This is a genomic window from Streptomyces gossypii (genome assembly GCF_025165795.1).
GTDB classification, from domain to species: domain Bacteria; phylum Actinomycetota; class Actinomycetes; order Streptomycetales; family Streptomycetaceae; genus Streptomyces; species Streptomyces gossypii.
The window spans coordinates 405,100-429,135 of record NZ_JAJAGO010000005.1; the positions used below are offsets into that span (position 1 = coordinate 405,100).

The 24,036-nt window shown below is 69.4% G+C and carries 17 protein-coding genes; 9 read left to right on the forward strand and 8 right to left on the reverse strand.

Translation table 11 applies throughout. The features are described from left to right. Nucleotides 1-244: 244 nt before the first annotated feature. Nucleotides 245-691, forward strand: coding sequence for a hypothetical protein (locus tag LHJ74_RS13295; protein WP_260218176.1), 447 nt, complete (start codon nt 245-247; stop codon nt 689-691). Here LHJ74_RS13295 and LHJ74_RS13300 read toward each other — a convergent pair. After that, nucleotides 688-1,338: a lipase family protein gene (locus tag LHJ74_RS13300; RefSeq protein WP_260218177.1), complete on the reverse strand. Its 651-nt coding sequence runs from the start codon at nt 1,336-1,338 to the stop codon at nt 688-690. The two genes, LHJ74_RS13295 and LHJ74_RS13300, sit on opposite strands and share 4 nt — an antisense overlap. Nucleotides 1,339-1,583: 245 nt before the next feature. Here LHJ74_RS13300 and LHJ74_RS13305 point away from each other — a divergent pair, with 245 nt between their 5' ends. The 4 genes from LHJ74_RS13305 to LHJ74_RS13320 all read left to right on the forward strand — a co-directional run bounded on the left by LHJ74_RS13305 (nt 1,584) and on the right by LHJ74_RS13320 (nt 7,420). Beyond that, complete coding sequence (locus LHJ74_RS13305) at nt 1,584-2,210, forward strand: LysE family translocator (protein WP_260218178.1); 627 nt, start codon at nt 1,584-1,586, stop codon at nt 2,208-2,210. A gap of 144 nt (nt 2,211-2,354) precedes the next feature. Continuing rightward, the gene (locus LHJ74_RS13310) at nt 2,355-3,980 is read left to right on the forward strand and encodes a serine/threonine-protein kinase (protein WP_260218179.1); all 1,626 of its coding nucleotides are present in this window, start codon (nt 2,355-2,357) and stop codon (nt 3,978-3,980) included. A gap of 89 nt (nt 3,981-4,069) precedes the next feature. Further along, nucleotides 4,070-6,244, forward strand: coding sequence for a UvrD-helicase domain-containing protein (locus LHJ74_RS13315; protein ID WP_260218180.1), 2,175 nt, complete (start codon nt 4,070-4,072; stop codon nt 6,242-6,244). A 90-nt stretch (nt 6,245-6,334) separates the two neighbouring features. Then, nucleotides 6,335-7,420, forward strand: a complete 1,086-nt coding sequence (locus tag LHJ74_RS13320; RefSeq protein ID WP_260218181.1) for a type IV toxin-antitoxin system AbiEi family antitoxin domain-containing protein — start codon at nt 6,335-6,337, stop codon at nt 7,418-7,420. 59 nt (nt 7,421-7,479) lie between these two features. Here LHJ74_RS13320 and LHJ74_RS13325 read toward each other — a convergent pair whose 3' ends face one another. Together LHJ74_RS13325 and LHJ74_RS13330 are read right to left on the reverse strand one after the other, a co-directional pair. Beyond that, entirely contained in the window at nt 7,480-9,663 is a 2,184-nt protein-coding gene (locus LHJ74_RS13325; RefSeq protein WP_260218182.1) for an AIPR family protein, read from the reverse strand. Between the two features lie 113 nt (nt 9,664-9,776). After that, nucleotides 9,777-10,364 carry a hypothetical protein gene (locus LHJ74_RS13330; RefSeq protein WP_260218183.1) on the reverse strand — a complete coding sequence of 196 codons (588 nt, stop codon included), beginning with the start codon at nt 10,362-10,364 and terminating at the stop codon, nt 9,777-9,779. Nucleotides 10,365-10,559: 195 nt separating this feature from the next. On the opposite strand from LHJ74_RS13330, the gene LHJ74_RS13335 reads away from it, so the two are divergent. Then, nucleotides 10,560-12,116, forward strand: coding sequence for an NnrS multi-domain protein (locus LHJ74_RS13335; protein WP_260218184.1), 1,557 nt, complete (start codon nt 10,560-10,562; stop codon nt 12,114-12,116). A gap of 7 nt (nt 12,117-12,123) precedes the next feature. Here LHJ74_RS13335 and LHJ74_RS13340 read toward each other — a convergent pair whose 3' ends face one another. Beyond that, a complete protein-coding gene (locus LHJ74_RS13340; protein ID WP_260218185.1) occupies nt 12,124-12,582 on the reverse strand; it encodes an ATP-binding protein in 459 nt (152 codons plus the stop codon). A gap of 184 nt (nt 12,583-12,766) precedes the next feature. On the opposite strand from LHJ74_RS13340, the gene LHJ74_RS13345 reads away from it, so the two are divergent. Together LHJ74_RS13345 and LHJ74_RS13350 are read left to right on the forward strand one after the other, a co-directional pair. Further along, the gene (locus LHJ74_RS13345; RefSeq protein ID WP_260218186.1) at nt 12,767-13,624 is read left to right on the forward strand and encodes a helix-turn-helix domain-containing protein; all 858 of its coding nucleotides are present in this window, start codon (nt 12,767-12,769) and stop codon (nt 13,622-13,624) included. 24 nt (nt 13,625-13,648) lie between these two features. Beyond that, the gene (locus LHJ74_RS13350) at nt 13,649-13,843 is read left to right on the forward strand and encodes a DUF397 domain-containing protein (RefSeq protein ID WP_260218187.1); all 195 of its coding nucleotides are present in this window, start codon (nt 13,649-13,651) and stop codon (nt 13,841-13,843) included. 43 nt (nt 13,844-13,886) lie between these two features. On the opposite strand, the gene LHJ74_RS13355 is transcribed toward LHJ74_RS13350, so the two are convergent. The 4 genes from LHJ74_RS13355 to LHJ74_RS13370 form a co-directional block, all read right to left on the reverse strand. Further along, nucleotides 13,887-17,006, reverse strand: coding sequence for a type I restriction endonuclease subunit R (locus tag LHJ74_RS13355; RefSeq protein WP_260218188.1), 3,120 nt, complete (start codon nt 17,004-17,006; stop codon nt 13,887-13,889). Then, nucleotides 17,003-18,316 carry a restriction endonuclease subunit S gene (locus tag LHJ74_RS13360; protein WP_260218189.1) on the reverse strand — a complete coding sequence of 438 codons (1,314 nt, stop codon included), beginning with the start codon at nt 18,314-18,316 and terminating at the stop codon, nt 17,003-17,005. Before LHJ74_RS13360 ends, LHJ74_RS13355 begins: the two co-directional genes overlap by 4 nt. Beyond that, a complete protein-coding gene (locus LHJ74_RS13365; protein WP_260218190.1) occupies nt 18,313-20,310 on the reverse strand; it encodes a type I restriction-modification system subunit M in 1,998 nt (665 codons plus the stop codon). The genes LHJ74_RS13360 and LHJ74_RS13365 overlap by 4 nt, the downstream gene beginning before the upstream one ends. Nucleotides 20,311-20,401: 91 nt before the next feature. Continuing rightward, nucleotides 20,402-22,603: an N-6 DNA methylase gene (locus tag LHJ74_RS13370; RefSeq protein WP_260218191.1), complete on the reverse strand. Its 2,202-nt coding sequence runs from the start codon at nt 22,601-22,603 to the stop codon at nt 20,402-20,404. 152 nt (nt 22,604-22,755) lie between these two features. Between LHJ74_RS13370 and LHJ74_RS13375 the strand changes: the two genes are divergently transcribed. Continuing rightward, complete coding sequence (locus LHJ74_RS13375; RefSeq protein ID WP_260218192.1) at nt 22,756-23,988, forward strand: DNA sulfur modification protein DndB; 1,233 nt, start codon at nt 22,756-22,758, stop codon at nt 23,986-23,988. Nucleotides 23,989-24,036: the final 48 nt, after the last annotated feature.

The following is a 24,036-nucleotide window of genomic DNA, read 5'->3' on the forward strand; positions in this document are numbered from 1 at the left end:
AGGCCGGAATCCCGGCCCGACGACCCCCGGCCCCGGCACCGAGCGGCAGACCCACACCAGTCACCGCTCCCGGGCGCAACCCGAAGCCGCAGCGGCGGACGGGGAAACCGCGCTCGCCGCGGCGCGGCTCTCCGGCGCGTACTGCCGGCTCCTCACCACTCTGGGCCCGCCAGGGGCCCAGGAACAGCCGAATCAGCAGCCCGCGTCAACCCCTCGCGAGGCGGCGAACGGAACGGGGGTTCACATGGCCTCTGACATCGAAGCGGACCGCCCGGCTCCCACGAGCCTGGAGATCGCGGCCCGGTGGGCCGAACTCCCGGCCGATCACCTCAAGGCCGCCCTCAGGGCGCTGGAGCCGCAGCTGGCGCGCGAACACCACTACCGGCTGGCACGGCTGGAGCAGCAGGAGGCGGACGCCCGCCGGGCCCACCGGCTCGGCCTCGCGGGCCTGGCCTCCGGATTCCTGATCGCCGTCTCCATGCTCACCGGCGCGGTCCTCGTCGGACTCGGTGGCCAGCCATGGCTCGCCGCGATGCTCTCCGGGCCCAGCGTGCTCGCCCTGGCCACCCTCTTCGTCCTCCGCCGGACCGACCCGACCCAGACGCTCGCCATGGCCCGCACCCACCGCGCAGCCCTCAGCGCCTCGACCCCCCCACCGGCCGCCCCGCCCACCGAGCCGGGCCTCGCCTAGGCGAGTTCGACGAGGTGGCGGGCCGTGCCGGCGGGATCGACGATCTGGTGCAGGTGCGCGCCGGGCAGGTGTGCCGCATGCCAGCCGCGTTCGCGTGCCTCGGCGGCGAGGTCGTCATAGGGAGGGCCGAACAGCAGGTAGGAGCAGGGGTGGTCGTCCCAGCCGCCGGAGGCCGGGATGTGCTGCTCGTAGTAGGACAGCGGCAGGGTGGGCTGCTCTTCGGTGACGGTCTGCCGGATCACCGGATCGGGGAACAGGGGAGCGATGTCCGCCTCGTCCCACCAGTCGGTCCAGCGTGGCAGCCTGCCGTTCACGGCCATCGGGCGGAGGAACTCCAGCAACTCGGGTGGGACGACCGGGGTCGGTCCGTGCCGGGCCGGTAGCGCGGCGTCGACGAAGATCGAGCTGGTCACCGGATGGTCGAGGCCCGAGCGGATCGTCGGAAGGAACAAGCCTGCGTTGCTGTGTGCCACCAAGGTGACGGGGCTGCCGTCCGGGACCTGCCGGAGGTCGTCGCGGACGGCATCGGCGACACGGGGCCAGAATGGCGGAGCGCCAGCGCCTATGTGCAGCAGCGACGGGACCCGCACCTGGTATCCCGCCGCTGCCAGGCGTTCGGCCACGGGGTGCCAGGTCGAGGGACCCACGGACGGACTGTGCACGAGAACGAAGACCGGCTGCATGTGTCGATCCTGTCGCCCGCACCCTCGCAGGCGCGACCGGCTTGGCTGAGAGCAGAACGCCCGCCGCTTCGGATCGGTCGACGGATTGACCACGAAGCAGGGCCCAACCCGGCAATTCCGTCGACTGATCCCCGCCCCACATGGTGCGCCCGGCGGAGAGCCCGTAATTCACTGGCCCGGCCGGTTGTGCGCGGCGCAGGATGGCGCGCATGTATGAGCTCCTGCTGCCGTTCCTCGGCGCCTGCCTGCTGGTCGCGATGTCACCCGGTCCGAGCACCGTGCTGATCATCCGCAACTCGATGCACAGCCGCCGCTCCGGAATGATGACGGTCCTGGGCAACGAGAGCGGGGTCTTCGTCTGGGGCGTCGTCGCGGCCTGCGGGCTGACCGCGCTGCTCGCCGCGTCCGAGGTGGCCTACGACGTGATGCGGTACGTGGGGGCCGTGGTGCTGATCGTCTTCGGAATCCAGGCGATACGGTCCGCCCGGCGCGGCGGGCACTCCGAACTCGTCGAGGGGGAGGGCGAGTCCCGCGCGGCGTCCGGCATGCGTTCGTATCGCGCCGGACTCCTGATGAACCTCGCGAACCCCAAGGCCGCCATCTTCGCGATGTCCTTCCTCCCTCAGTTCGTGCCTTCCGGGGCACCGCAGCTGCCCACCATGGTGGCCCTGGCCGGCCTCTGGGCGACCTTCGAGATGGGCTACTACTTCACCTACGTATGGGGCGTGGGCCGCCTGAAGCGCGTGCTCTCCCGCGCCGGCGTACGAAAGCGCCTGGAGCAGATCTCCGGCGGCGTCCTCCTCGCCCTCGGCCTCCGCCTCGCCCTGGACGGCTGACCGCCGCGCGGCCCCTCAACCTTCGGCGACCCAGCCCCCCCTCGGAGGGCATACCGCCGCCCAGTCCGATAATCCGCAACACGTGGACGGCACATCACTCGAAGCGTCACACTGATCACGGAACATCACCGTGGGGGTGCACGCATGGGCCGAAGAGCGGTGCCGCAGAGGATCGCCGGGCGCTACGAACTGATCTCATTGATCAGCAGTGGCGGCATGGGGCAGGTCTGGCGGGGCTATGACACCGTCCTCGACCGTGACATCGCCGTCAAGCTGATCAAACCGGAGATCGCCGAGTCCGCGGACCGAGCGGAGTTCCTGGCCCGATTCCGTCGCGAAGCCCGGGTCACGGCGAAGATCGAGCATCACGGGGTGCCGTCCGTCTTCGACGCCTCGTTCGATGAGGAAGCCGATCGGCTCTATCTCGTGATGCAGCTGGTCCGCGGTCTGTCACTCGCCGACCTCCTGGCCGAGCACGCGGACCCACTGCCCGTGTCCTGGGCCGTCTCGATAGCCGCGCAGATCTGCACGGTGCTCTCCTACGCGCATGCGGTCCCCGTCGTTCACCGGGACATCAAGCCCGAGAACGTCATGGTCGACCGGGCCGGTTCCGTGAAGGTCCTGGACTTCGGCATCGCCTCCGTCCTCGGCACGGACGTCACCAGGCTGACGGCCACCGGCCGCGTCCTGGGCACCCGCCCCTACATGTCGCCCGAGCAGATCAGGAACGTGCCCGTCAGCCCCCGCAGCGACCTCTACGCCCTGGGCTGCCTCCTGCACGAACTCCTCGCGGGCGAACGTGTCTTCGACGCGGTGGACGAGATTCCGCTGATGTACCAGCACCTCTCCGAGCCGCCCGTGCCCCTGCGGAAGCTGCGCCCGGACGTGCCCACCGCACTCGAACTCCTCGTCCTCGAACTCCTGGCGAAGGAGGCGGCGGACCGCCCCGTCGACGCCTGGACGGTGTACGAGCGGCTCGCCCCGCTGCTGCCCCCACCGGACACCGGCGCCAGCCCGGACCTGGCACCGCCGCCCACCGGGGTGCCCGACCCGACCCGTCCCTACCGGCGCCCCGCGGCACCCCGTCCGCGTCCCGTGGCGACCGGCGGGCCCACCGGCCCGGCTCCGGCCCCCGAAGCCCCCTCTCCCGTCGACCCATCCACACCCGCCGGCTCCGATTCCGTCGGCGGCACCGTCGCCGAGCAGGAGATCGACGAGGCCGTGGACCACGCCTTGGCCCTTCTCGACGAGGACCGCTTCTCGCAGGCCGCCGACGTCCTCGCCGAGGTCATCGCCCTGGCCCCGGCAGGACAGGGAGCGGACAGCCCCAAGCTCCTGGAACTGCGCCTCACCCATGCGGTGGCGCTCTTCCTCGGCGGTGACTTCCGGCGCGCACTGCCGGAACTGCGCACCCTCGCCGACACCTTGAGCCGCCTCCACGGCCCAAGCGATGGCCGAGCGATCGACTGCCGCAAGCAGGCCGCCTACTGTCACGCCGAACTCGGTCAGTTCGAAGAGGCCCTGCACGAGATGGAGAACCTACGACCGCACGCCGCAGCCCTGTTCGGCGACCGTTCCGAAGAACTCTTCGCGCTGCGCTTGGACCATGCCCGCTTCCAGGTGGCCGCCGGCCGCGACGGCACAGCGGCCCGTACGCTCCGCCTCCTGCATTCAGAGGCCGCAGCCGCGCTCGGCCGCGCCCACCCCCTGGTCACCGATGTCGCCGCGATCCTCGCCCGTATCCGCTTCCAGGACGGCCGCACCACCTGACCCGTACGTTCCCCTGCCCGGGGGCCACACCACACCCTGCCGCACGCCTGCTCCGCCGCACCTATGCTCCGCCGCACGGAAGGACGTCAATGCCGCACCTGGCCTTCGACATCGGTTTCTGCACCGAACTGCACAAGCTCCAGGCAGACGTGAAGAAGGGCGTCTTCGACGCCTGGCAGAGGTTCCAAGTCCGCACACTCACACAGCTCCTGGCAGACCCCGGGCTCCACATCGAGAAGCTGCGCAACGCGCGCGACCCGCACATCCGCACCATCCGCATCACCGGATTCTGGCGCGGTGTCGTCCTCGCGCCGGAGTCCGGCGACACCTTCGTCCTGCTCAAGGTCCTGCCGCACGACAAGGCCATCGCCTGGGGCGTCAAGCAGCGGTCCAGCATCAACACCGTCACCCGCGCCGTCGAGCTCCGCGACGCTGCCACCCTCGACCAACTCACCCCTCCCCACGAGGAGAAGACCGAGGCGCCGTCCGAATCCCGGCTCCTGGCCCATGTCTCCGACGGCGAGCTCGCCTCCCTCGGCATCGACGCCGACACGATCCGCCGTGCGCGCACCCTCACCGACAAGGAACAACTGGAGGCGTTCGCCCCCTTCTTCCCGCCCGACCAGTGCGAGGTGCTCCAGTACCTCGCCGAACGCATCTCGGTCGAAGAGGTCTGGCGGGAGCTCGTCGCCCACCGCGTTCCCGCAGGCGGCACCGGAGCAGTCGACGAGACGGACTACGACACCGCCATCCGGCACACGGTCTCCCGCATCCTCCTCGTCACCGCCTCCGAAGAGCTGCACGACATCCTCGACAAGCCCTTCTCCGCCTGGCGGATCTTCCTCCACCCCTCCCAGCGCCGGATCGCCTACCGCCCCAGCTACTCCGGCCCGGCCCAGGTCTCCGGCGGCCCCGGCACCGGCAAGACCGTCGTCGCCCTGCACCGCGTCAAGCATCTGCTGGCCCACCTGCGCGACGACGAGCGCATCCTGCTCACCACCTACACCAACGCCCTCGTCACCTCCCTCCGCTCCGGCCTCACCGCCCTGGTCGACGACGAGCAGCTCCGCGACCGTGTCGACGTCATGACGGTCGACGCCTTCGCCAGCCGCGTCCTGACCACCGCCCCCGGCCAGCCCCACCGCCGGGCGATCGGCGGCGCCGAGGAGGAACGCCGCTGGACGCGGGCGGCCGAGGCCGTCCAGTACCCGGGCAGCGCCCAGTTCCTCGCCCAGGAGTACAAGCACGTCGTACTCGCCCAGGACCTGCGCAGCCGGGAGGCGTACGAGGCCGCCGACCGCGCCGGTCGCGGCAGCCGCCTCACACCCGCGCTCAAACCGCACACTTGGCGCGCCTTCGAAGCCTTCACCAGCGGCCTGGAGGCCGACGAACTCCGCACCTACCTCCAGACCAGCGCCGAAGCCGCCCGCGTCCTCACCGACAACGACACCGGCACCGGTCCGCCCTACCGCCATGTCGTCATCGACGAGGCCCAGGACCTCCACCCGGCCCAGTGGCGCCTGCTGCGCGCGGCAGTCCCCGCACGCCCCGACGACCTGTTCATCGCCGGCGACCCGCACCAGCGGATCTACGACTCCAAGGTCTCCCTCAAAGCTCTCGGCATCAAGGTCGTCGGCCGCTCCACCCGCATGCGCAAGAACTACCGCAGCACACAGGAGATCCTCGCCTGGTCCACGGCACTGCTCCTCGGCCGTCCGATCGACGAACTGGCCGACACGGCAACCGCCGAGTCGCTGCTCGGCTACCGCTCCGCCCTGCGCGGCACCGGACCGGCCCTCCACGCCGCCACCGACGAGGCCACCGAGCTCGACGCCCTCGCCGACCGCTGCCGCGAGTGGATCGACTCAGGCGTGAACCCGTCCGACATCGGCATCGCCACCCGCTTCAAGAAGACCGGCGACGCCGCCCTCGCCCGCCTCACGGCAGCCGAGATCCCCGCCCGCCGCCTCCGCGCCCGCGCCTCGGACCCGGACGACGCCGTCAGCATCGGCACCATGCACGCCTTCAAGGGACTGGAGTTCCGCTGCGTCGCCGTCATCGGCGTCCACGACGGTGCTCTCCCCTTCCCCCGCGCCATCACGCCCGAAGACCTTGACCGCCTCCAGCACGAGGCCGACCTGCTCGCCGAACGCTGCCTGCTCTTCGTCGCCTGCACCCGCGCCCGCGACGGCCTCTACGTCTCCTGGTCCGGCGAACCGAGCAGCTTCCTGACGGAGGCGGGCGTGCGCGTTTCGCCCGCGTAGAGCGTTCACCGGAACGAGTGCACCGAGCGGCGCTCAGCGATGGGCCTCTGCCTCCGGGGGCAGGACCCCTGGGAACAGGGGGAGAGCAACATGCCAGCACACCACGCCCGCCAGGAAGACCGACCCACGCCGACCGATCTGGCCCGGGACCAGCAGGGGATCATCCTCCGCACCGAACTCCTCGCGGCCGGGGTCCCGGACAGAACGGTCAGCAACCGCTGCCGCTCCGGCCGCTGGCAGACCCCGCTCCCCGGAGTCGTCGCCCTGCACTCCGGGGCTCTGAGCTGGGATCAGCGATACCGTGCGGCGCTGCTCTACGCGGGCCCCCGCCGCACCGCGCACGGCACCGGCAGCCGTACGGGCCCGCCTGCCCGGAGCGCGTCGCCCACCGGACCGGGCAGGCGGCGAGCCCCCGGTGCGCGGGACGGCCCACTCCTCACGGCCCCGCTCCTCACCGGCCCGGCCGCCCTCGCCCTCTACCGGCTGAAGGCCGCGCCCGCGCCGGAAGACGTACGGGAGATCGACGTCCTCACTCCGACGTCCTCGCACCTCGCCTCCCGGCAGTGGGTGCGCGTGCACCGCACGCGCCGAATGCCGCGCCCGGTCCTCATGCAGGGCCGACTCCCGGTCGCCCCACTGCTGCGCGCCGCCGTGGACACGGCCCGCCTCACCGGCCCCGGCGACCGCACCCGCACCCTCCTGCACGAGATCGTCCAGGCAAGGGGCATCGCCCCCGCCGCGCTCGCCGCAGAACTGCGCGCTGCCCGCCTGCCCCGGCGCCCGGACCTCGCCGCTGTACTGGAGGAGTTGAGCGCGGGCACCCGCTCACCCGCCGAAGCGCTCGCCCGTACGACCATCCGCCGCACCGACCTGCCCCAACCCCTCTGGAACCCCACCCTCCACCTTGACGGCGACCTCCTCGCCGTCCCCGACGCCTACTGGCCCGAGCACGGTGTGCTGCTGGAGGTGGATTCGCGGGCGCACCACTGGGCGGTGGCGGACTGGGAACGCACCATGGCCCGCCACAACCGCCTGGCGGCGCTGGGCTTCCGTGTCCTCCACGTCTCCCCGTCCCAACTGCGCCGCACACCCGACGAGGTCCTCACCGCCCTCCGCACCGCCCTCACCACGGGCCCGCACGGCCCTCTGCACCGCATCAGCGTGGTGCCCGCCTGAGTCCGTGGCGTAATACGGCCACCTGCTGGCCGTAATCCGCCACGGACTCAGGCGGGCACTCACTCCTCCGGCTCCTCCAGCTCCTGGCGCAGCTTCCAGGCGAGCTCGGCCAAGGTCTGGCCCTCGGACGTCATCCAGCGCGCGGTGCCCTGATTGGCCACCGGACGGTTCTCCCACTCGGCGAGTTCCCACATCAGCTTGATGAGCCCGGAGGGTGAATACTCCAGGCCGTCGGCCTCCCAGAGGAGGGGCCTGGCACGGTTGTTGACCCAGGTGGCCCTGCCGCGTCGTGGGTCCTCGGCGAGCCAGCTCTCAAGAGCCTCGCGCTCCGGGGCCTGCGGTGTGTAGAGCGACAACGGGGTGCCCTCGCTGAGGGCACTGTGGTTGATGATGGTGTGAACGGCGTTCTCGCTGCGTCGCTTGGTGCGCTTGGCCCGGACGTGACGGTACTTGGCCGGAAGGTTCGTCGGTGCCCCGCTACGCCTGGCGCGTTCGAGGACCAGGTCGGCTACATCCTTGCAGCGGGCCGGGTCCGCACACAGGGGGCGGATCTGGGCCCTGGGGTAGAGCTCATCGATGGCGAGAACCAGTTCGGGCAGCAGCTTTTTCAGCAAGCCGGGGAGCTCGGGAGCCACCGTCTTTCCCCAATCCAGCTCCGCATCGTCGAGGCCGGGGGAGGCGAGGAGCTGGATTGCCAGGTGGGAGAGCAGCAGGTGGCCGTGTTCGACCGTCGCGGCGGCTCGGCCTTCTACCGACGGGCGCATTCCGTGCAGGATCTTCCGTACCTCGCGGAGGGTCAGTACGGAATTCCACACCTGGAACGCGTTCGGCTGGGGCCGGAAGAGCGTGTCGTACGTTCCCTGCGGTCCCCGCTCCCAGAGAGAGTCCAGCGAACCGGCGGTCCGTGCGGCGTGCTTGGGGTGCGGATGAGCGCACGCGAGCGCTATTGCCGCCTCGACAACCGCGCATCCGGTGTCGGGGGAGGGATCCGGCTCCCCACGCCGGATGGTGTAACTCTTGTCCAGTCCCGCCTTGAGATCGGCACGGAGCTCGTTCTGGACTGGGTCCAGGGAGATGAAGTCGCGAGCTTCCACCTGATTTTGCAATTTGCTGGCCTTGGTGGTCCGCCCCGCGAAATCCCCGGTGCCACCGGTGGCGATGACCCTCACGCTGACCTGGGCCGTAGCGGCGTCATCGTCCTTGGCCACGGCTTCCGCGATCGCCTTGACCGTCTGTGCTCCGTTCACCACGCTGGCGCCGTTGACTTTCAGCGTCACGGGTTTGCTGTGCGGGGCCCTCTGCGATCCGTACCGCGGCTCTATCGTGTCGCAGAGCACCGTGATGCCGTTGTTGAAGTACCAAAAATTGGACGGCTCCTGCGAGAGTGTGCCCTGCATGTCGCTGTTGGTGCGCGTGAGGCCGAGCGGGCCCCGGATGTTCCGGTGGAAGAGCGGAGAGTCGTGCGTGTCGAGCCACGAGGCGACCTCCTGGGCCGACGCGACGCCTTGGAACGCCGGGTAGGGCATGTCGACGCTGAACCAGGGGGACAGGGCGATGGAAAGGTTCACGGGCTTCGGTGTGAAGTCCGCACGCACCTGCTCCCAGAACTCGGGGGTATGGACGACGCGATGGTCGAGGAACCGGCCGAAGGCGTTGAACTCGGCCTCGCCGTTGGCCAGGACCTTTTCCACCTCGGGGGAGGGCGGCTCGGTGCCCATGAGCGCGGTCACCAGCGTGACCTTGGCTGCGTGCTCGGAGATGAGCGTCTTGGCCTGCTCCGCGAGCATGCAGCCCTTGGTGTTGAACTGGTCGTACTCCTCCACGTCGATCAAGCGGAGGCCGGCCAGCATCTTGTGAGCGGCGTCGGTCTTGGCCGTGGCGTTGCCCGTCCTGCTCCACTTGGTCTGGACGAGGTAGACGTGCGGAGGCGAGTGGGTCAGGGCGATGGCGTCGATTCCCTGGTCATCGCGACCATCGATCACGGCAGCGGTGGCGCTCTCGGAGTCGCAGCCGGTGAGGATGCGTACCGTCAGGGCGGTCAGCGCACGGGAGAGCAGGGCCTGTTGACGGGAATCGGGTGAGTGACTCTCGAAGTCGGCCATGTCGATGAGGCCATCGCCGTACGTCTCCAACAGGATGCGCTGCACCTGTCGTACCTGCTCGGGAACTTGGACTCTGCCGCCCTTGGACATGGCTGCTCCGCTGATGAAGATGGCAGTCCACCACGGCATGCGGGAGCGCATGCGCGTGCACCGGGAGAGCGATCATACGTAATCACACCGTAGCTGCGGGTGGTGAGGGGATGGCAGCGGCTCCGGTCCGCGGCGGGGCCGGGGACGGAGCTGCCGTCGTCCTGTCAGAGCTTGCCTTCGACCAGTACGGTGCGGTGGCCACCGAGACGGCGTGAGAAGTCCCCGACGAACTCGGGGCGCAGCGTGGGCCAGTTCCAGAACGTGAAGCCGAGATGACCGAACGCGAAGCAGTCGTCGGCCCAGAGCCACGTGTGCACGGGAGCGGTCCGGCCGCAGGACGGGCACGCGACGGGCTCATCGTGACCCTCGGCCCAGGAATTCACCGCGCCCCCGAACAGGGCCCACGTCTCCTCGATGAGCGACCAGTGCTCGTCGACGAGGGGTGTCTCCGCCGCGCAGTGCGGGCAGGTGACGGCCGAGGGTTCGCCCTGCCCAGCGTCGAAGACCGTACGCCCTACGGTGACGCGCAAGCCGTTGCTCCACACATCGGCCAGCCCGGGATCCTCGTCCTCGACGGCTTCGCCGTAACGCGTCCCTGGCGCGTGCCCGGCGTCAGCGCCGAGGACGCAGTCGGTACGTTCCGCTGAGACGAAGCCGTCCGCGATCAGCCAATCGAGTATGTTCGCCGCGAGCCCCCGCGCCTCCCCTGGCGTGGCCTCGATGTCGACGATCGTCTGGAACCAGTCGCCCATGATCTCCCCTTCAGTCTCGTGCCTGCGTACCGTACGTTCCGCCATGGACAATCGCGAAGCGACTTCGGACATACTCGTCCAGCGTTCCCACGGTGACCGTCTGCCGTGGACTGCCGGGAAGAAGACGGGGTGGGCGGACGGGGGCGATCGGCAGGGAACGCTCGCCTGGCTGGGAAACGGGACGGGAGTGTGCGCGTGGCGCGGAAGCGGTTCGACCGGAGGGTGCTGGCGCTGGTCGAGGTGCGGGGCGGTGACCGGGAGTGGGCGGAGGCGAAGGCGGCATTCGAGGCGCGGGGCTGGCCTGTCACGGAGGAGTTCGGACGGGGAGAGGGCGCGTCGGCGGGGGTGCTGAGGCCGAGGCCGGGGTGTCTGCTCCTACGCGTCGAGGTGCGCCTGTTCGGCGCGGTGCACCGGGCCGAACGGGGCGCGGCGTGGCGGGTGCAGCGGCTGGCGCGGCGAGTCGGCGTGGAGATGTACGTGCGGCGCGCGCAGTTGCTGCACCGCGACCGTGAGCTGCTGCCCGGCTGGTACGCCCACTCCACGGACCACCGGCCGCCCGTTCTGCGACGACCGGCTGCCAGCGGTGCCGGGGCGTGGGCCTACCGGTGGGCACGGGCCGTGGCTCGGAGCGTCGAGGGAATGGGCCGCCACGACGTCGGGGTGGTGCTCACCGGCACTCCGTCCGAGGCGCGGCGTCTCGCCCGCATGCCGGGCGAGGAGAGCGGGCCCGGCCTGGACGGCTGGGACGTGCGCCCGGCGGACGGACGCGCGCGGAGCCGAACGGAGCAGCGCAGGGAGGACGATCTCAACGGGCGGATCGTCGGCCTGAGCGTCTTACTGACCGCGATGCTGGCGGCGGCGGTGCTGGCGAGGGGTGGAGCGGGCTTCGGCCGGTATGTGATGGCCACGCTTGCGGCGGCGGCCTTCTGCGCCGTGTTGCGGGTCGGCTCGCGGCTGTATCAGAACGGGGGCGCGCGGTCGGGGGCCGTCGCCGCCGGGATCGCTGCCGTGTTCCTGCTCAGCATCTGGGTAGGTGTGCCGTTCGGTGTACGGGAGGGCATGACGCGGTCGCAGACCTTTGTTCTGCTCTTCTGCGTACTGGTCCTGGCCGGTCTGTGGCTCCTGGTCCGGCAGTGGACCGTGGGGGAGTGGCTCGCCTGGGGAGGCCCTGTCGTGGCCGCCTTCGTGGGCTCGTCGCTGCTGGCCGCCGGATCGGTGATGCACACGCTGTACGCGGACGGCCTGTCCCTCACGCCAGGGGATTTGGGGGTCCCCGGAGTGTGGCAGGCCATCGCCGTCCTGAGGCTGCTGTTGGAACTGGCGCCCATCCTGCTGGTGCCAGCCTGCTATGGCTTCGCGAAGCACTTCCACTACGTGCGCAGCGAGCGCTGGGGGATCGTGGTCACCGGCCTCCTCCTGGTGCTCCTCACCACGGTGTCTGTGCAGTCGGTGCTCGACTCCGCCGCCCGGGCGTCTGACCGGACGATTCGCGCGGCGGAGCAGCGGAAGCAGCCACCGCCGTACTTCGGGGTCGCGCCCGAGTGGATGTGTGTGGAGCCTGTGGTGCCGGGGCGGGAACTCGCGGGTGAGGGCGGACGGTTGGTGCCGCAGCGGCCCTATGTGACCTTCGGTATCGCGGACGGCGACGTGGTGCTGTGGGACACCGACAGCGACGGCCCGATGAAGCTGCCAGCTGAGCATGTGCGGTTGGTGCCGACGGACTCCCCGCAGTCGCCCTGTGGTGGGGCGTGATGCGGCGTCATGGTTGACGCTGGCCGTCGCCCAGCTGTGTGAGCTTGAGCTCCGCCCAGACGGTCTTCCCGATGCCGTGCGGGCGCGGGGTGACGCCCCAGCCGTCGGCGAGCGCCGTGACGAGGAGGAGGCCGCGCCCGGATTCCGCGTCCGGGTCGGGAGTGAGGTCCAGGGCGGCGGTGCGGGGGCGGGGGAGTGCAGTGCAGGCGTCGGAGACCTCCAGGCGGAGGAGGGTGGGGGCGTCGGTGAGAGTGAAGCGCACCTCGACCTGACGTCCCGGCGGATTCCCCGCGTGCTGCACGGCGTTGGTGACCAGCTCGGAGAGGACCAGCTCGGCCGTGGCCACGTCGTCCGGGCTCAGCCCCCAGGCGCGCAGCTGCGCCCGCAGGTTGGCGCGCGAGCGGCTCACGGTGTGGGGCGTGCGGGGGTACCGGTGCCTGGCTGTGGTCACGGCGGCGTCGTACATCGGGTCTCCTCGCGTGAGGGCGCAGCGGTCTGTCACCAGGCGAAGTCAGGTGAGCTCGCTTAGTGATGAATGTCAGAGTGCCCTGGATCGAGTTCGAACAGCAATCGTGCATTTGGAACTAGTTCCAAGATCTTCGCGAAGAGATGTACGCTGCTGCCGTATCGACTCGTGAGCAGGGGGTTACATGCCGGAACCACGTCCGACCGTGCGGAGGCGACGTCTCGCAGCTACGTTGGTCAAGCTCAGAGAAGCTGCGGAGAAGACTCCGGCGCAGGCTGCGGACAGACTCGGGTGCCATCGCACGAAGGTCAGCCGAATCGAAACGGCCAGGCTGGGCATCTCGCTCGGTGAGCTTCGTGACCTGTTGACGTTCTACGGAGTCGAAGACCAGGACCTCGTAGACGAGTTGGTGTCACTTGCCCGGCGCGGCAAGGAACCGAATTGGGTCCAGCGCGCGAGCCTGGCCAGGCCCTCCTACCCCGACTTCATCAACTACGAGGAGAGCGCCGACTACATCCGCTCTTTCCAAGCTCAGTTGATCGCCGGACTGTTGCAGACCCCTGACTACGCCCGTGCCATCGTGCGTGCGGCGCCGGGCGTGCTGGACGGGAACCAGGTCGATGATCTCGTGACGGCACGCATGGAGCGCCAAGAGGTGCTCAACCGCAACGACCCACCCCGGCTGTGCGTCATCCAAGGTGAATCCGCGCTCCGAGTGCCCATCGGCGGCGAGAAGACGATGGGTAACCAACTCGATCACCTTGTGCAGATGGCGGCCCGGCCGCACGTTGAAGTGCAGGTACTGCCGGATCGTGCGGGCGCGCATGCCGGACTGATGGGCTCCTTCGTGCTCTTCAGTTTCCCTGCTGCGGCCTTCTCCGACGTCGTGTGCGTCGAACATCGCACCGGGACGCTCTACATGGAGACGCAGGAGGAGACAGAGCAGTACACCTTGATCTTCGACTCACTGCGATCGAGCGCCTTGAGCCCGGCGGACAGCATCGACATGATCACTCAGGTGCGGCAGGAGCTGTACGCGTAAGAAGGCATGGAAGGGTAGCGAGAGATGCTTGCAGCGGTACGCGGCGACGTGGCATGGCGAAAGAGCAGCTACAGCGGCACGGGAGGCGACTGCCTTGAGATATCCGACGTGGGTGGCGAGATAGCCGTGCGGGACTCGAAGCGGGTGGACGCGCCCGCGCTGGCGTTCCCAGCGGGGGCCTGGCGCGCGTTCGTCGCGGAGGCGAAGGTCGGGCGGTAGCGGGGCGGGCCGCGGCCCGCCCCACTACCCCCCGGCGCACGCGTCACGCCGCGTCAGCGACACCGTGGTCGCGACGGATCAAGCGATAAGCCGCCCGCCGCGCTTCGCGCGTAATCGCGCTGCGGAGGTCGTCGTGGCCGTAGAACTTCTCCACGAAGCTGCTGCTCGTGGAGGCGTGGTCGACGACCTCGTTCTCGTACCGCTTGTCGAAGACGTGCCCGAACGCCTCCTCCGTGTTGGCCAGCGCGGCCTGCTGGACTGCGGTGTCCGCGCGGGCCGCCTCCATGTGCTGTTCGGCCAAGAGGCGGTGCTCGTCTGTAAGGCCCTCGCCGAACTTGTCGTTGAGCTGGGCGAGGATTTCGGAGAGCAGCTTCTCGTCGGCCTCCTTGCCCGCCCCGCCAGCGCCGTCGGCGAAGCCCGGCAGGACCTGCTCGCCCTCGGGGGACAGACTGACGTCCGTCTCGCCGGTCTTGCGGGTGTGCAGGTGGGTGAGGTCGACCTCGATGTCCATGCTGCCGTCCTGGCGGCGCGGCAGGCGGTTCTGGAGGTGCTTGCCGAACAGGTACAGCCGCTCCAGCTCTGGGTCCGCGTACGGCACGATCTGCGCGAGGAAACCGTACTTGCGCACGAAATCGCGCAGCGCGGAACGGAACTCCTCCGCACGCGCCGCCTCGTCCTCGTCGTCGCTGTCCAGGAGCGCGGCGAAGCGGTCGCGGGCCGGGTCGGTGTGGCGGTAGAGGGCCGCGTGCAACTTCTCGCCCTGCGCCTGGTTCCCACCAGCAGAGCGCTGGGCCTCGGCGTACGCGTCGGCGAAAGCCTCCATCTCCGAGTCGACAAGGATGCGGTGTTCCATGACCGCGCGCTGGGCGGTGTAGAGGAGGTTCGGGTCGGTGGGGGTGGTGAGTGCCTCTTCGTAGAAGGGCTTGAACTCGGCCTGGATGTTCTCCGCCTCGTTGGCGAAGTCGAGGACGAAGATGTCGTCCTGGCTCTTGCGCGGGTGCGTGCGGTTGAGGCGGGAGAGGGTCTGGACGGCCGCGACGCCCTTGAGCGGCTTCTCCACATACATCGTGGTCAGCAGCGGCTGGTCGAAGCCGGTCTGGTACTTCTCCGCGACGACCAGGATGCGGTGCTCGGGCAGCTCCCGTTCCTTGCCCTTGGCGTCCTTGGGGACGTTCGCGAAGCGCTTGGGCAGCTCCCGCTCGGAGAAGCCGTTGATCCCGGCCTCGGTGACCTCCTCGTCGTCGATCTTCAGCGGCCCGGAGAACGCGACGAGTGCGTTGAGTTCCGGGTAACCGTGGTCGGCGACGTACTTGTTGATGGACCGGTGCAACCGCACCGCGCTCTCGCGGGAGCGGGTGACGACCATCGCCTTTGCCCGGCCGCCCAGGCGGCGCAGCGTGTGGTGGCGGAAGTGCTCGACGATCACTTCGGCGTGCTGGGAGAGCGTCGATTCGTGCAGGTAGACGAAGCGGGCGAGGGCGGAGTTCGCCTTGGCGGCGTCCACCTCGGGGTCATCAGGGCCGGAGTTGGCGAGCTTCCAGTAGGTCTTGTACGTCACGTAGTTGCGCAGGGTGTCGAGGATGAAGCCCTCGTCGATGGCCTGGCGCATGGAGTAGATGTGGAAGGCGCGGGGGTTGCCGGTCGCCTTGTCCGGAGTGCCGAAGAGTTCGAGGGTCTTCGGCTTGGGCGTGGCGGTGAAGGCGAAGTAGGAGAGGTTCGCGTGCCGGCCGCGGGCCTTGGCGGAGGCGGTGAGCCAGTCGTCCTTGGCGTCGTCGCTGTTGTCGAAGTCGACGTCCTCTTTGGCGCCGAGCCCGCGCAGTACCCGCTTGAGGTCGGTGGAGGATTCCCCGGATTGGGACGAGTGCGCCTCGTCCACGATCACAGCGAACTTGTGGCGGGAGAGCGCCTCGCGGTGGCTGGCGAGGTGTTCCAGCACGTAGGGGAAGGTCTGGAGCGTCACGATGATGATCTTCGCCGTCTCACCGGTGAGCGCGTCCGCGACCTGCTGCGATTTGGATGAACCGGAGCCGTCGATCTTCCGTACGACGCCCTCGGTCTGCTCGAACTTGCCCACAGTCTCCTGGAGCTGCGTATCCAGGACCGAGCGGTCGGTGATGACGATGACCTTGTCGAAGACATGATCGTTGGCGGTGGTGAAGAGGGACTGGAGGCGGTGGGCGAGCCAGGCGATGGTGTTCGACTTGCCGGAGCCTGCGGAGTGCATCACCAGATAGTGCTGGCCTGAGCCGTGCTGCGCCGCGTGGGCGGTCAACTCGCGGACGGCGTGCCACTGGTGGAAGCGCGGGAAGATCAGGGTGTGGGTGATGCGGCCCCGGTCGTCTTTGGCCGTGTGCACGTGGAGGAAGCGCTGAAGCAGATCCATCCAGGTGTCCGGGTGCCAGATCTGCTCCCAGAGGTATGCGCTCCGGTAGCCGTCGGCTGAGGCGGGGTTCCCGGCACCGCCGGAGTTGCCGGGGCCCTCAGAGCCGGTGTTGAAGGGCAGGAAGTGCGTCTCCTTGCCCTTGAGTTTGGTGGTGAGGAAGACGAGGTCCGGGTCCACGGCGAAGTGCACGAGCGCCCGGCGCGCGAAGATCGGCTCCAGCGGATCGCGGCTGCTGCGGTACTGGCGCTTCGCGTCCTCGACGGTCTGCTGGGTGAGCGGGTTCTTCAACTCGGCGGTGGCGACGGGGATGCCGTTGAGGAAGAGGGTGAGGTCGAGCGTGTTGCCCGCGTCGGCCTTCTTGGCGGCGTACGGGAGCTGCCGGGTGACGGTGAGCTGATTGGCGTTGTACTCGGTGAGCGCGTCCGCACCGGAGAGGGTGTGGGTGGGCCGGAAGTAGGCGAGGCGAATCCTGACGCCCCGGTCCTTCACGCCGTTCCGGATCACGTCGAGCGCGCCCCGGTCGTCGATCTCCTTGGCCAGCCGCTTGGCGAACTCCCGCTGCACGTGCGACGGGTCGTCGTTGCCTGTCACGCCGTACTTGGCGAGGAGCTCGTTCCAGGCGTCGCCCTGGGTGGCGCCGATGAACTCGAAGAGCCGCGCGGTGTCGAGCGCGAGCTCGCTGTTGTAGTGGCTGGCCTCGCCCTGCCGCCAGCCACTGGCGAGCAGCGAGGCGACCACGCCGTCCTCAAAGGCGTGCTCGTGGTGGTGTATCGGACTCATGACACGTCCACTCCCCGTGCGGTGGTGACATCGATCTGACCGGTGACGGCGGATGTGACCAGCGCCTGGCGGCGTTCCAGCATGAGAGCTGTTTGGTGGGAGATTCGTTCTCGGACCTGAGCTGTGCTGCCCAGCTGTTTGTCGACAATACGAGCGATCTCGCGCTGTTCGCTGAGCGCTGGAACCGGCACCCGCACCCCTGCCACCTGTGACTCGCTGACAGAGGGTACGGGGCCGGGGTTCGAGAGTTGCCCCATGTCCAGCAGCGACAATAGATGCATCCAGAATCTTGGCTCACCGTCCGTGAACTCGATTCCCCGCACGTTGTCGTCCACGAGGCACTTGCGAGTGATGACGCGTCGTTGGTTGAGTAGCAGCGCCCCACCGACCCGCGCATAGATGACAGAACCCGCAGGGACAACCCGGCCCCCGAGAACTCGCTGTGTCATATTCGTCACCCAGTTGTCTGCCGAGTCGATGTTTCCCATGATGTCAGCGGAGGCGAAATCCCCGACCTTGACGAACGGGTAGTCGCCGGACTTCTCACCCTGGAAGGCATGCGGGAACGTCGTGCCCATATGAAATGTGCCCACTCTGTTGAGATGGGAAATGTGCCACCTCTCTGTGACCGTACCTAGCCAGGGGATTCTGGTTCCGGCCTCGCCTGGCTTGCTCGATCCGGTCATGCGCATCCGAAGTTCCGCTACCTGCCGTTCGGCCAGCAGGTCGGCCTGACGTCTGTGCAGCGAGATCATACGATCGAGTCGACCGGTCTCCGCGTCGAGGAAGTCGGCGATGCGGCGCTGTTCCACCAGCGGGGGACAGGGCAGTGACGCCTCGGCGAGGGCTTCACGATTCAATTCGATCTGGTTGGTGGCCCCCACGGTGAGAGCGGCTTCGATGTACTCCTGGAAAAGGCTCGAGGACAGCCAGTAGTAGAGGAATCGTGAGTAGAGACGATCTTGCGATCCCCGGGCGATGGTCACATGAGAATCGGCAATGCAGGGCAGTGAATCAGGTGAGCCGGAGAAATATCCGATTCTTCCCAGAGTTCCGGTGCCTGTCGAGTTGATGAGCACATCACCAACATTCAGGTATCCGCGAATCCTGTGCCCATCGCCTGAAGGGTCATGCAGGCGGGTGCGGCTCCAGTCGAGCCCGGCCGACTGGTTCGCCGCTTGGCTGACCGCCCGCACGGCTCCGTTATCGGCATAGTTCGGTGCAGATCCGCGATGTAGTTTCGTCGTCACGTGCTTCAGACGGCGCGCCTGCCAGCCCTCCGGTAGGCGAGTTCCCAGTACGTAGGTCACTCCGTCACCTCGCCCAGCAGTGCCTGGATCTCGCCTTCAAGGGCCTTCAGCTCCGCGTCGATCTCACTCAGCGGCCTCGGCGGCTTGTACACGTAGAAGTGCCGGGTGAACGGGATCTCGTACCCCACCTTCGTCTTGCTGTGGTCCACCCACGCGTCCGGCACGTGCGGGAGCACTTCCCGCTCCACGTACGCGTCCACGTTCTCGTCCAGCGGGACGTTCTCGTTGTCGCGCAGCTCCGCGTCCGGCTCGACCACACCCCCGCGCTTCTTCTGCACCTCGCCGTCCGCGTCCCGCACGGCGACCACCGACCACACCGCCTTGTCGACGTTCGCCGGGAGCTTGTCGACGCCGTTCTCCGCGTAGGCACTCCGCAGCGCGTCAGCGAACTCCACCCGCTTCACCGACGCGGGCTGCCCCACCAGCGTCCGCAGCGCGTCCAGCAACTGTGCCCGCGTCTCGTATTTGGCGAGCGTCTTGCTGCCCGCCATGGTCGCTTCCAGCTCCGCCAACCCCTCCTCCGTCACCTCGAAGCGGAGCTTCAGCGGGCGTTCGACCGTGATGCGGTGGTAGCCGAAGTCCCTGTTGCGGAAGACCTTCACCTTGCCGTGCAGCGGGTGCTCGGCGTCCTCCGCGACCGTCAGGGAGTCGCGGTACAGCCGCGTAATCTCCGCGATCTGCTCATCGGTCACGTACTTGCGCTTGTCGCCCAGCGACTTGCGCATCTTGGCGAAGTGTTCCCGCGCGTCCAGCAGGACGACCTTGCCCTTCTGCCCCTCCACCTTCCGGTTCGTCAGAATCCAGAAGTACGTAGAGATCCCCGTGTTGTAGAAGAGCTGGTCCGGGAGGGCGACGATGCCCTCCAACAAGTCGTTCTCCAGAATCCACTGCCGGATCCTCGACTCACCCGACTCCGCCGCGCCCGTGAACAGCGGCGAGCCGTTGAAGACGATGGCGATCCGGCCGCCGCCGTCCTCCACCGGCTTCATCTTCTTGATCATGTGCTGGAGGAAGAGCAGCGAGCCGTCGTTGATGCGCGGCAGTCCGGCCCCGAAGCGGCCCGCCCAGCCCAGTTCGTTGTGCTCGTACTCGATCTCCTCGCGGGCCTTCTTCCACTCCACGCCGAACGGCGGGTTCGCGAGCAGGTAGTCGAAGGATTTCCGCCCGTGCCCGTCCTCGCGGAAGGAGTCGCCGAAGACGATGTTCGACGTCGGCTGGCCCTTGATCATCAGGTCCGAGCGGCAGATGGCGTACGACTCGGCGTTCAGCTCCTGCCCGAAGACCTGCACCGTCGCATTCGGGTTGAGCTGGGTGATGTGCTCCTCGGCCTCCGTCAGCATGCCGCCGGTGCCGCACGCCGGGTCCAGGATGGTGCGCACCACACCAGGCACGGTCAGTCCGTCCTCGTCCGGAGCCAGCAGGAGGTTGACCATCAGGCGGATGACCTCGCGGGGCGTGAAGTGCTCGCCCGCCGTCTCGTTCGACTGCTCGCTGAACCTCCGGATGAGGTCCTCGAAGACGTATCCCATCTGGTGGTTGGAGACCCGGTCCGGGTGGAGGTCGACCTCCGCGAACTTGCCCGCCACCTGGTAGAGCAGCCCAGCCTCCTCCAGCCGCATCAGCTGCCGGTCGAACTCGTACTTGTCCAGGATCTCCCGCGCGTTCTCCGAGAAGGCTCCGACATACGCAGTGAGGTTCTTCCGTACCTGGGCCGGGTCGGCGACCGCCGTGCGCAGCGTGAGTTTGCTGGTGTTGTAGAAGGACTGCTTCGCCGCCTTCTCCATCAGCCGTGTCGTGTCCATCGGCTTGCCGAACCACCGCCGATGCTCCTCGATCACCGCGTCCTTCGTCGGCTCCAGGACGCAGTCCAGGCGGCGCAGCACCGTGAACGGGAGCACGACCTTGCCGTACTCCGACTGCTTGTAGTCGCCGCGCAGGAGATCCGCGACTGACCAGATGAAGCTGACCAGCTCCTGGTGCTTACTGCTGTTCAACGATGATCCTTCCACTGATCCGTACCCGAACCGGGACGGACGGTAGCCGATGTGTCCAAGTCTTACGGAAACGCGGTGCGCCCCGTGGCGTTCAGCGCAGATCCGGTTCATCCGGTCCGGGCGGGAGCAGTGAGCCGCTGGTGAGTCCGCTGCCCAGTTCGTGGGCCGCCTCGTCGGCCAGGCGTCCCGCGAGGTCCGCCGCGCTGCGCAGGGCGCGCAGCCTGCGGAACGCCCGCCCGTAGCGCTGCTGTTCGGCGAGCGGGAGCAGCGGCACCCGCAGCCGGCGGGCGTCGACGCGCACGATGGTGCTTCCGGTGGCGGCGCTGCGCACGTTCTCCTCGGCGGACAGGAAGCCCGCCAGGAACCAGGGGTCGAGGTGTTCCGGGTCGGGCCGGAGCAGGTAGTGCTGCTGTCCGAGGGGGCGGCCCTCGTCCCGCTCCTCCGCGACGCGGGCGCGGCCCGCGCCGCCGTGCAGCAGCTCGGGGAGGATGACGTCGCCGCGCCGGATCTCCACCTCCGACGAGGCCGCCGCCCCGTCGGCACGCTCCCCGTCCGCCGCCTCCCCTTCCCCCGTGCGGGCGCGTCTCGGCCGGGTGGCCGGGTGGGCGCGCTGGACGGTGAGGGCGGCGCCGCGTGCCAGGTCGGCGACCGTCGTGGTGTGCCACTGCAAGGGCTCCGCGTCCGCGGGCTGCCAGTCCTGGCCGCCGCTGAGTGCGGCGAGCGCGCTGACCGACCGGCGGAGCATGGCGCGTACGGACCGGGCGGCCTCGGCGTGTTCCTCCGGGGGGATGCCGACGGCCGTACGGACATGGCGGGCCGGGGTGAGGTCGACCGTCTCGTCGAGCAGGTCGACCAGGTGAACCGTGCGAGCCGTGCCGTCCACGGGCGCGAAGCCCTCCGGGTCGGCCGCGAAGTCCCGCCAGGCGTCCAGCACGGTACGACTCAGCATCTCCCACTCCGCGCCCCGCCGGTCCCGCGCCCCGCCCGCACTTGCGGACCCCGCATCCGCACCGGCACTCCCACCCGCCGTGTCGACGAACAGCACCTGCTGTGCCGTAGCGCCGCTCCCAGCCGGGCCGGGCTGCTGGAGGACCCACACGTGCAGCCCCACGTGCAGGGGTTGGGCCACACCGGAGGGCAGCGCCAGTACGGCGTGGAGGGCGCCCCGCCGTACGAGCGCGGCGCGGATGCGGCGGGCCGAGGCGCGCTCCGCCACACCCGGGGGCATCAGGAGCACGGCCAGGGCACCGGGCTCCAGGTGGGACAGGCAGTGCTGGGCCCAGGCCAGCTCGGATTCGCCCCTGGGCGGCAGGCCGTACTCCCAGCGCGGGTCGAAGGCCAGCTCGTCGTGGCCCCACTCCCGGTCGGCGAAGGGCGGGTTGCACAGCACGCCCTCCGCCGCCCACTGAGGGAAGGCGTCCGCGCGCAGGCTGTCCCCGGCGTGCACCTCTGTGTCGGCGGACGAAGCGAGAACGCCGAGGGCCACGGCCGTATGCGCGGCCTGGGACGCTACAGAGTCCTGCCCCCGCAGCGTCCGCGCGCCGAGCCGCCCCGCCGTCGTCAGCAACGCCCCGGTCGCGCAGGCCGGGTCCAGCACGCTCGCCGGATAGCTGCCGTCCGGGCGTCGCAGCAGTTCGGCCATGAGTGTGGCGAGGCCCTCCGGGGTGGCGCCGGAGCCACGCGTGCCGCTGTCCTCCCGCTGCCGCTCGGCGAGCAGGGCGAGGGTCGCGGGTTCACCGTCCTCGCGCACGCTGTCCAGCACCGCGCGCAGCAGGGCCGGGTCCAGATCCCGGTAGCCGTCCTCACCTTCGCCCCGCACGTCGGGCACGTCGGCGGCGTGCGCGCGCACGGCTGCCGCGAGCCGGGGCGTCAGTGCGGCGTCGGCGAGCCGGGCCCACTTGCGCTGGCGATCCGGTCCGGCCCGGCGGGCGGCGAGGATCAGGGGAAGCAGCCGGTCGGCTGTCGTAGCGCCGCCGGGTGCCTTGCGCAGCTGCGTCCGCAACCGGTCAGCCGGTGAGGTGGACGGCAACTGGCCGCGCGCGGCGAGCCATTCCTCGACCGATCCGAGGTCGTACGCGGGGCTCGCCTCGGTGCCGCCGCTGGGGGCGGGGAAGTCCGGGTGCCGCCGCCGCCAGTTGCTGACCGTGGCGCGGGTGACTCCCGCGAGGCGGGAGATCTCGGCCGCGGTCACTCGCGCAGGGGTCTGCTGCGCCTGCTGGGCCGGTCGGCCCTGCTGGATCTGCCCGGTCTGCGGGGCCGGTGCGGGGGCCGCCGGGGAGCGTCGCTGGGGCATGGGCACTTCCTGTCGATGCCTGGAGGAGGCATGTCGTCACGTTGCCGTCACTGTACACACATCACCACCAACGCGAAACGATTTGACAGTGCTTTCACTCACTGCTGTTCTTGTCGTGCTTTCACTCCCTCGACGCGACAGGAAGTGCCCGCATGTCCCTCACCCTCTCGATGCCCACGGCCACGGCCGAGGGCATTCAGCTGACCGTCATGCCCTTCCGCGCCGACGCGGTGGTCGGGACGATCGGCCTGCCGACCCTCCTTCAGCTCGTCCCGTCTCCGAAGGTGGAGGAGGACAAGCGGGCGATGAAGTACTCGTCCGGGGCGATGCGACGCCACGCGGAGGTCCGTGCGCTCGTGCAGCGCATGCTGAAGTCGACGCAGAAGGGCAAGAACGTCGGCAGCTACGCCGCCTACATCGCCGCCGGCATCAAGGGTGAGTACGCGTCCGGCTGGTCCACGCCGCCGATCACGCTGTGGCTCGACGGGCAGCCGGGTGCGGTCAGCGACGAGCTGGTCGACGGCAGCGGCATCCGCAAGATCACGCTGCTCTCCGGCTCCCCGGTGGTGGCCATCGACGGCGAGACCCAGGTCACCGCACTGCACGAGCTCTACGACGCCCCGGAGAAGTTCGGCCTCAGCTACGAGAGCCTGTCAGCGGTACGCCTGCCCTTCGAGCTCTACTGGGGGCTGGCCGTCGAGGACGCACGCCAGATCTTCTACGACCGCAACGTGGAGGGCGTCTCGGTCACCAAGAACCTGGCGATGTCCATGGACCAGCGGGACTTCGGCACCCAGCTGGCGCACCGGATCGCACAGGCGGCCGAGGTCGAGCACGAGGGCCGGGTGGTGCCCTTCGCCACGTTCGTGCAGGCGCGCAAGCGGCAGCTCGCCAAGTCCGACCCCGAGCTCGTGACGCTCTCGGCGCTCCGGGTCCTGGTCATCGCCACGATCTTCGGTCGCACCGGGCTGGAGCGGGCCTCAGGGACCCTACGGGAGGGAGACCTGCCGCAGGGCGTCTCCGCCGGGCAGCTGGAGCGGGAGGTCGTACCGCTGGTGGCCGGTACGGTCACGCGGCTCTTCGAGCAGTTCGCCGCGCGGTCTGCCGTCTCGGCGCCTGCCGTACTCGGCGGCCTCGGGATCGCGCTGCACCAGACGACCAGCTGGGCCACGGTCGGCGGACCGCTGACGGAGGACGACTTCCGCAGCCTGCTCGCCGACATCCGGTGGGAGCGGGAGCCCCGCTACTGGGACGGAATCGCCGCGCGGGCGAACGCCGCGGGGGTGCTGAACTTCGTGGGCGGCGCCAAGGACTCCGGCGGGCGGGTGGCTGACGCGGTCCTGTACCCGGACACGCAGGGCGGGCGGCAGATCCGCGGGCGGTAGGGCGGCCGGGTCCGGGGGAGCCGGGATCGTGTGCGTATACGGCCATCA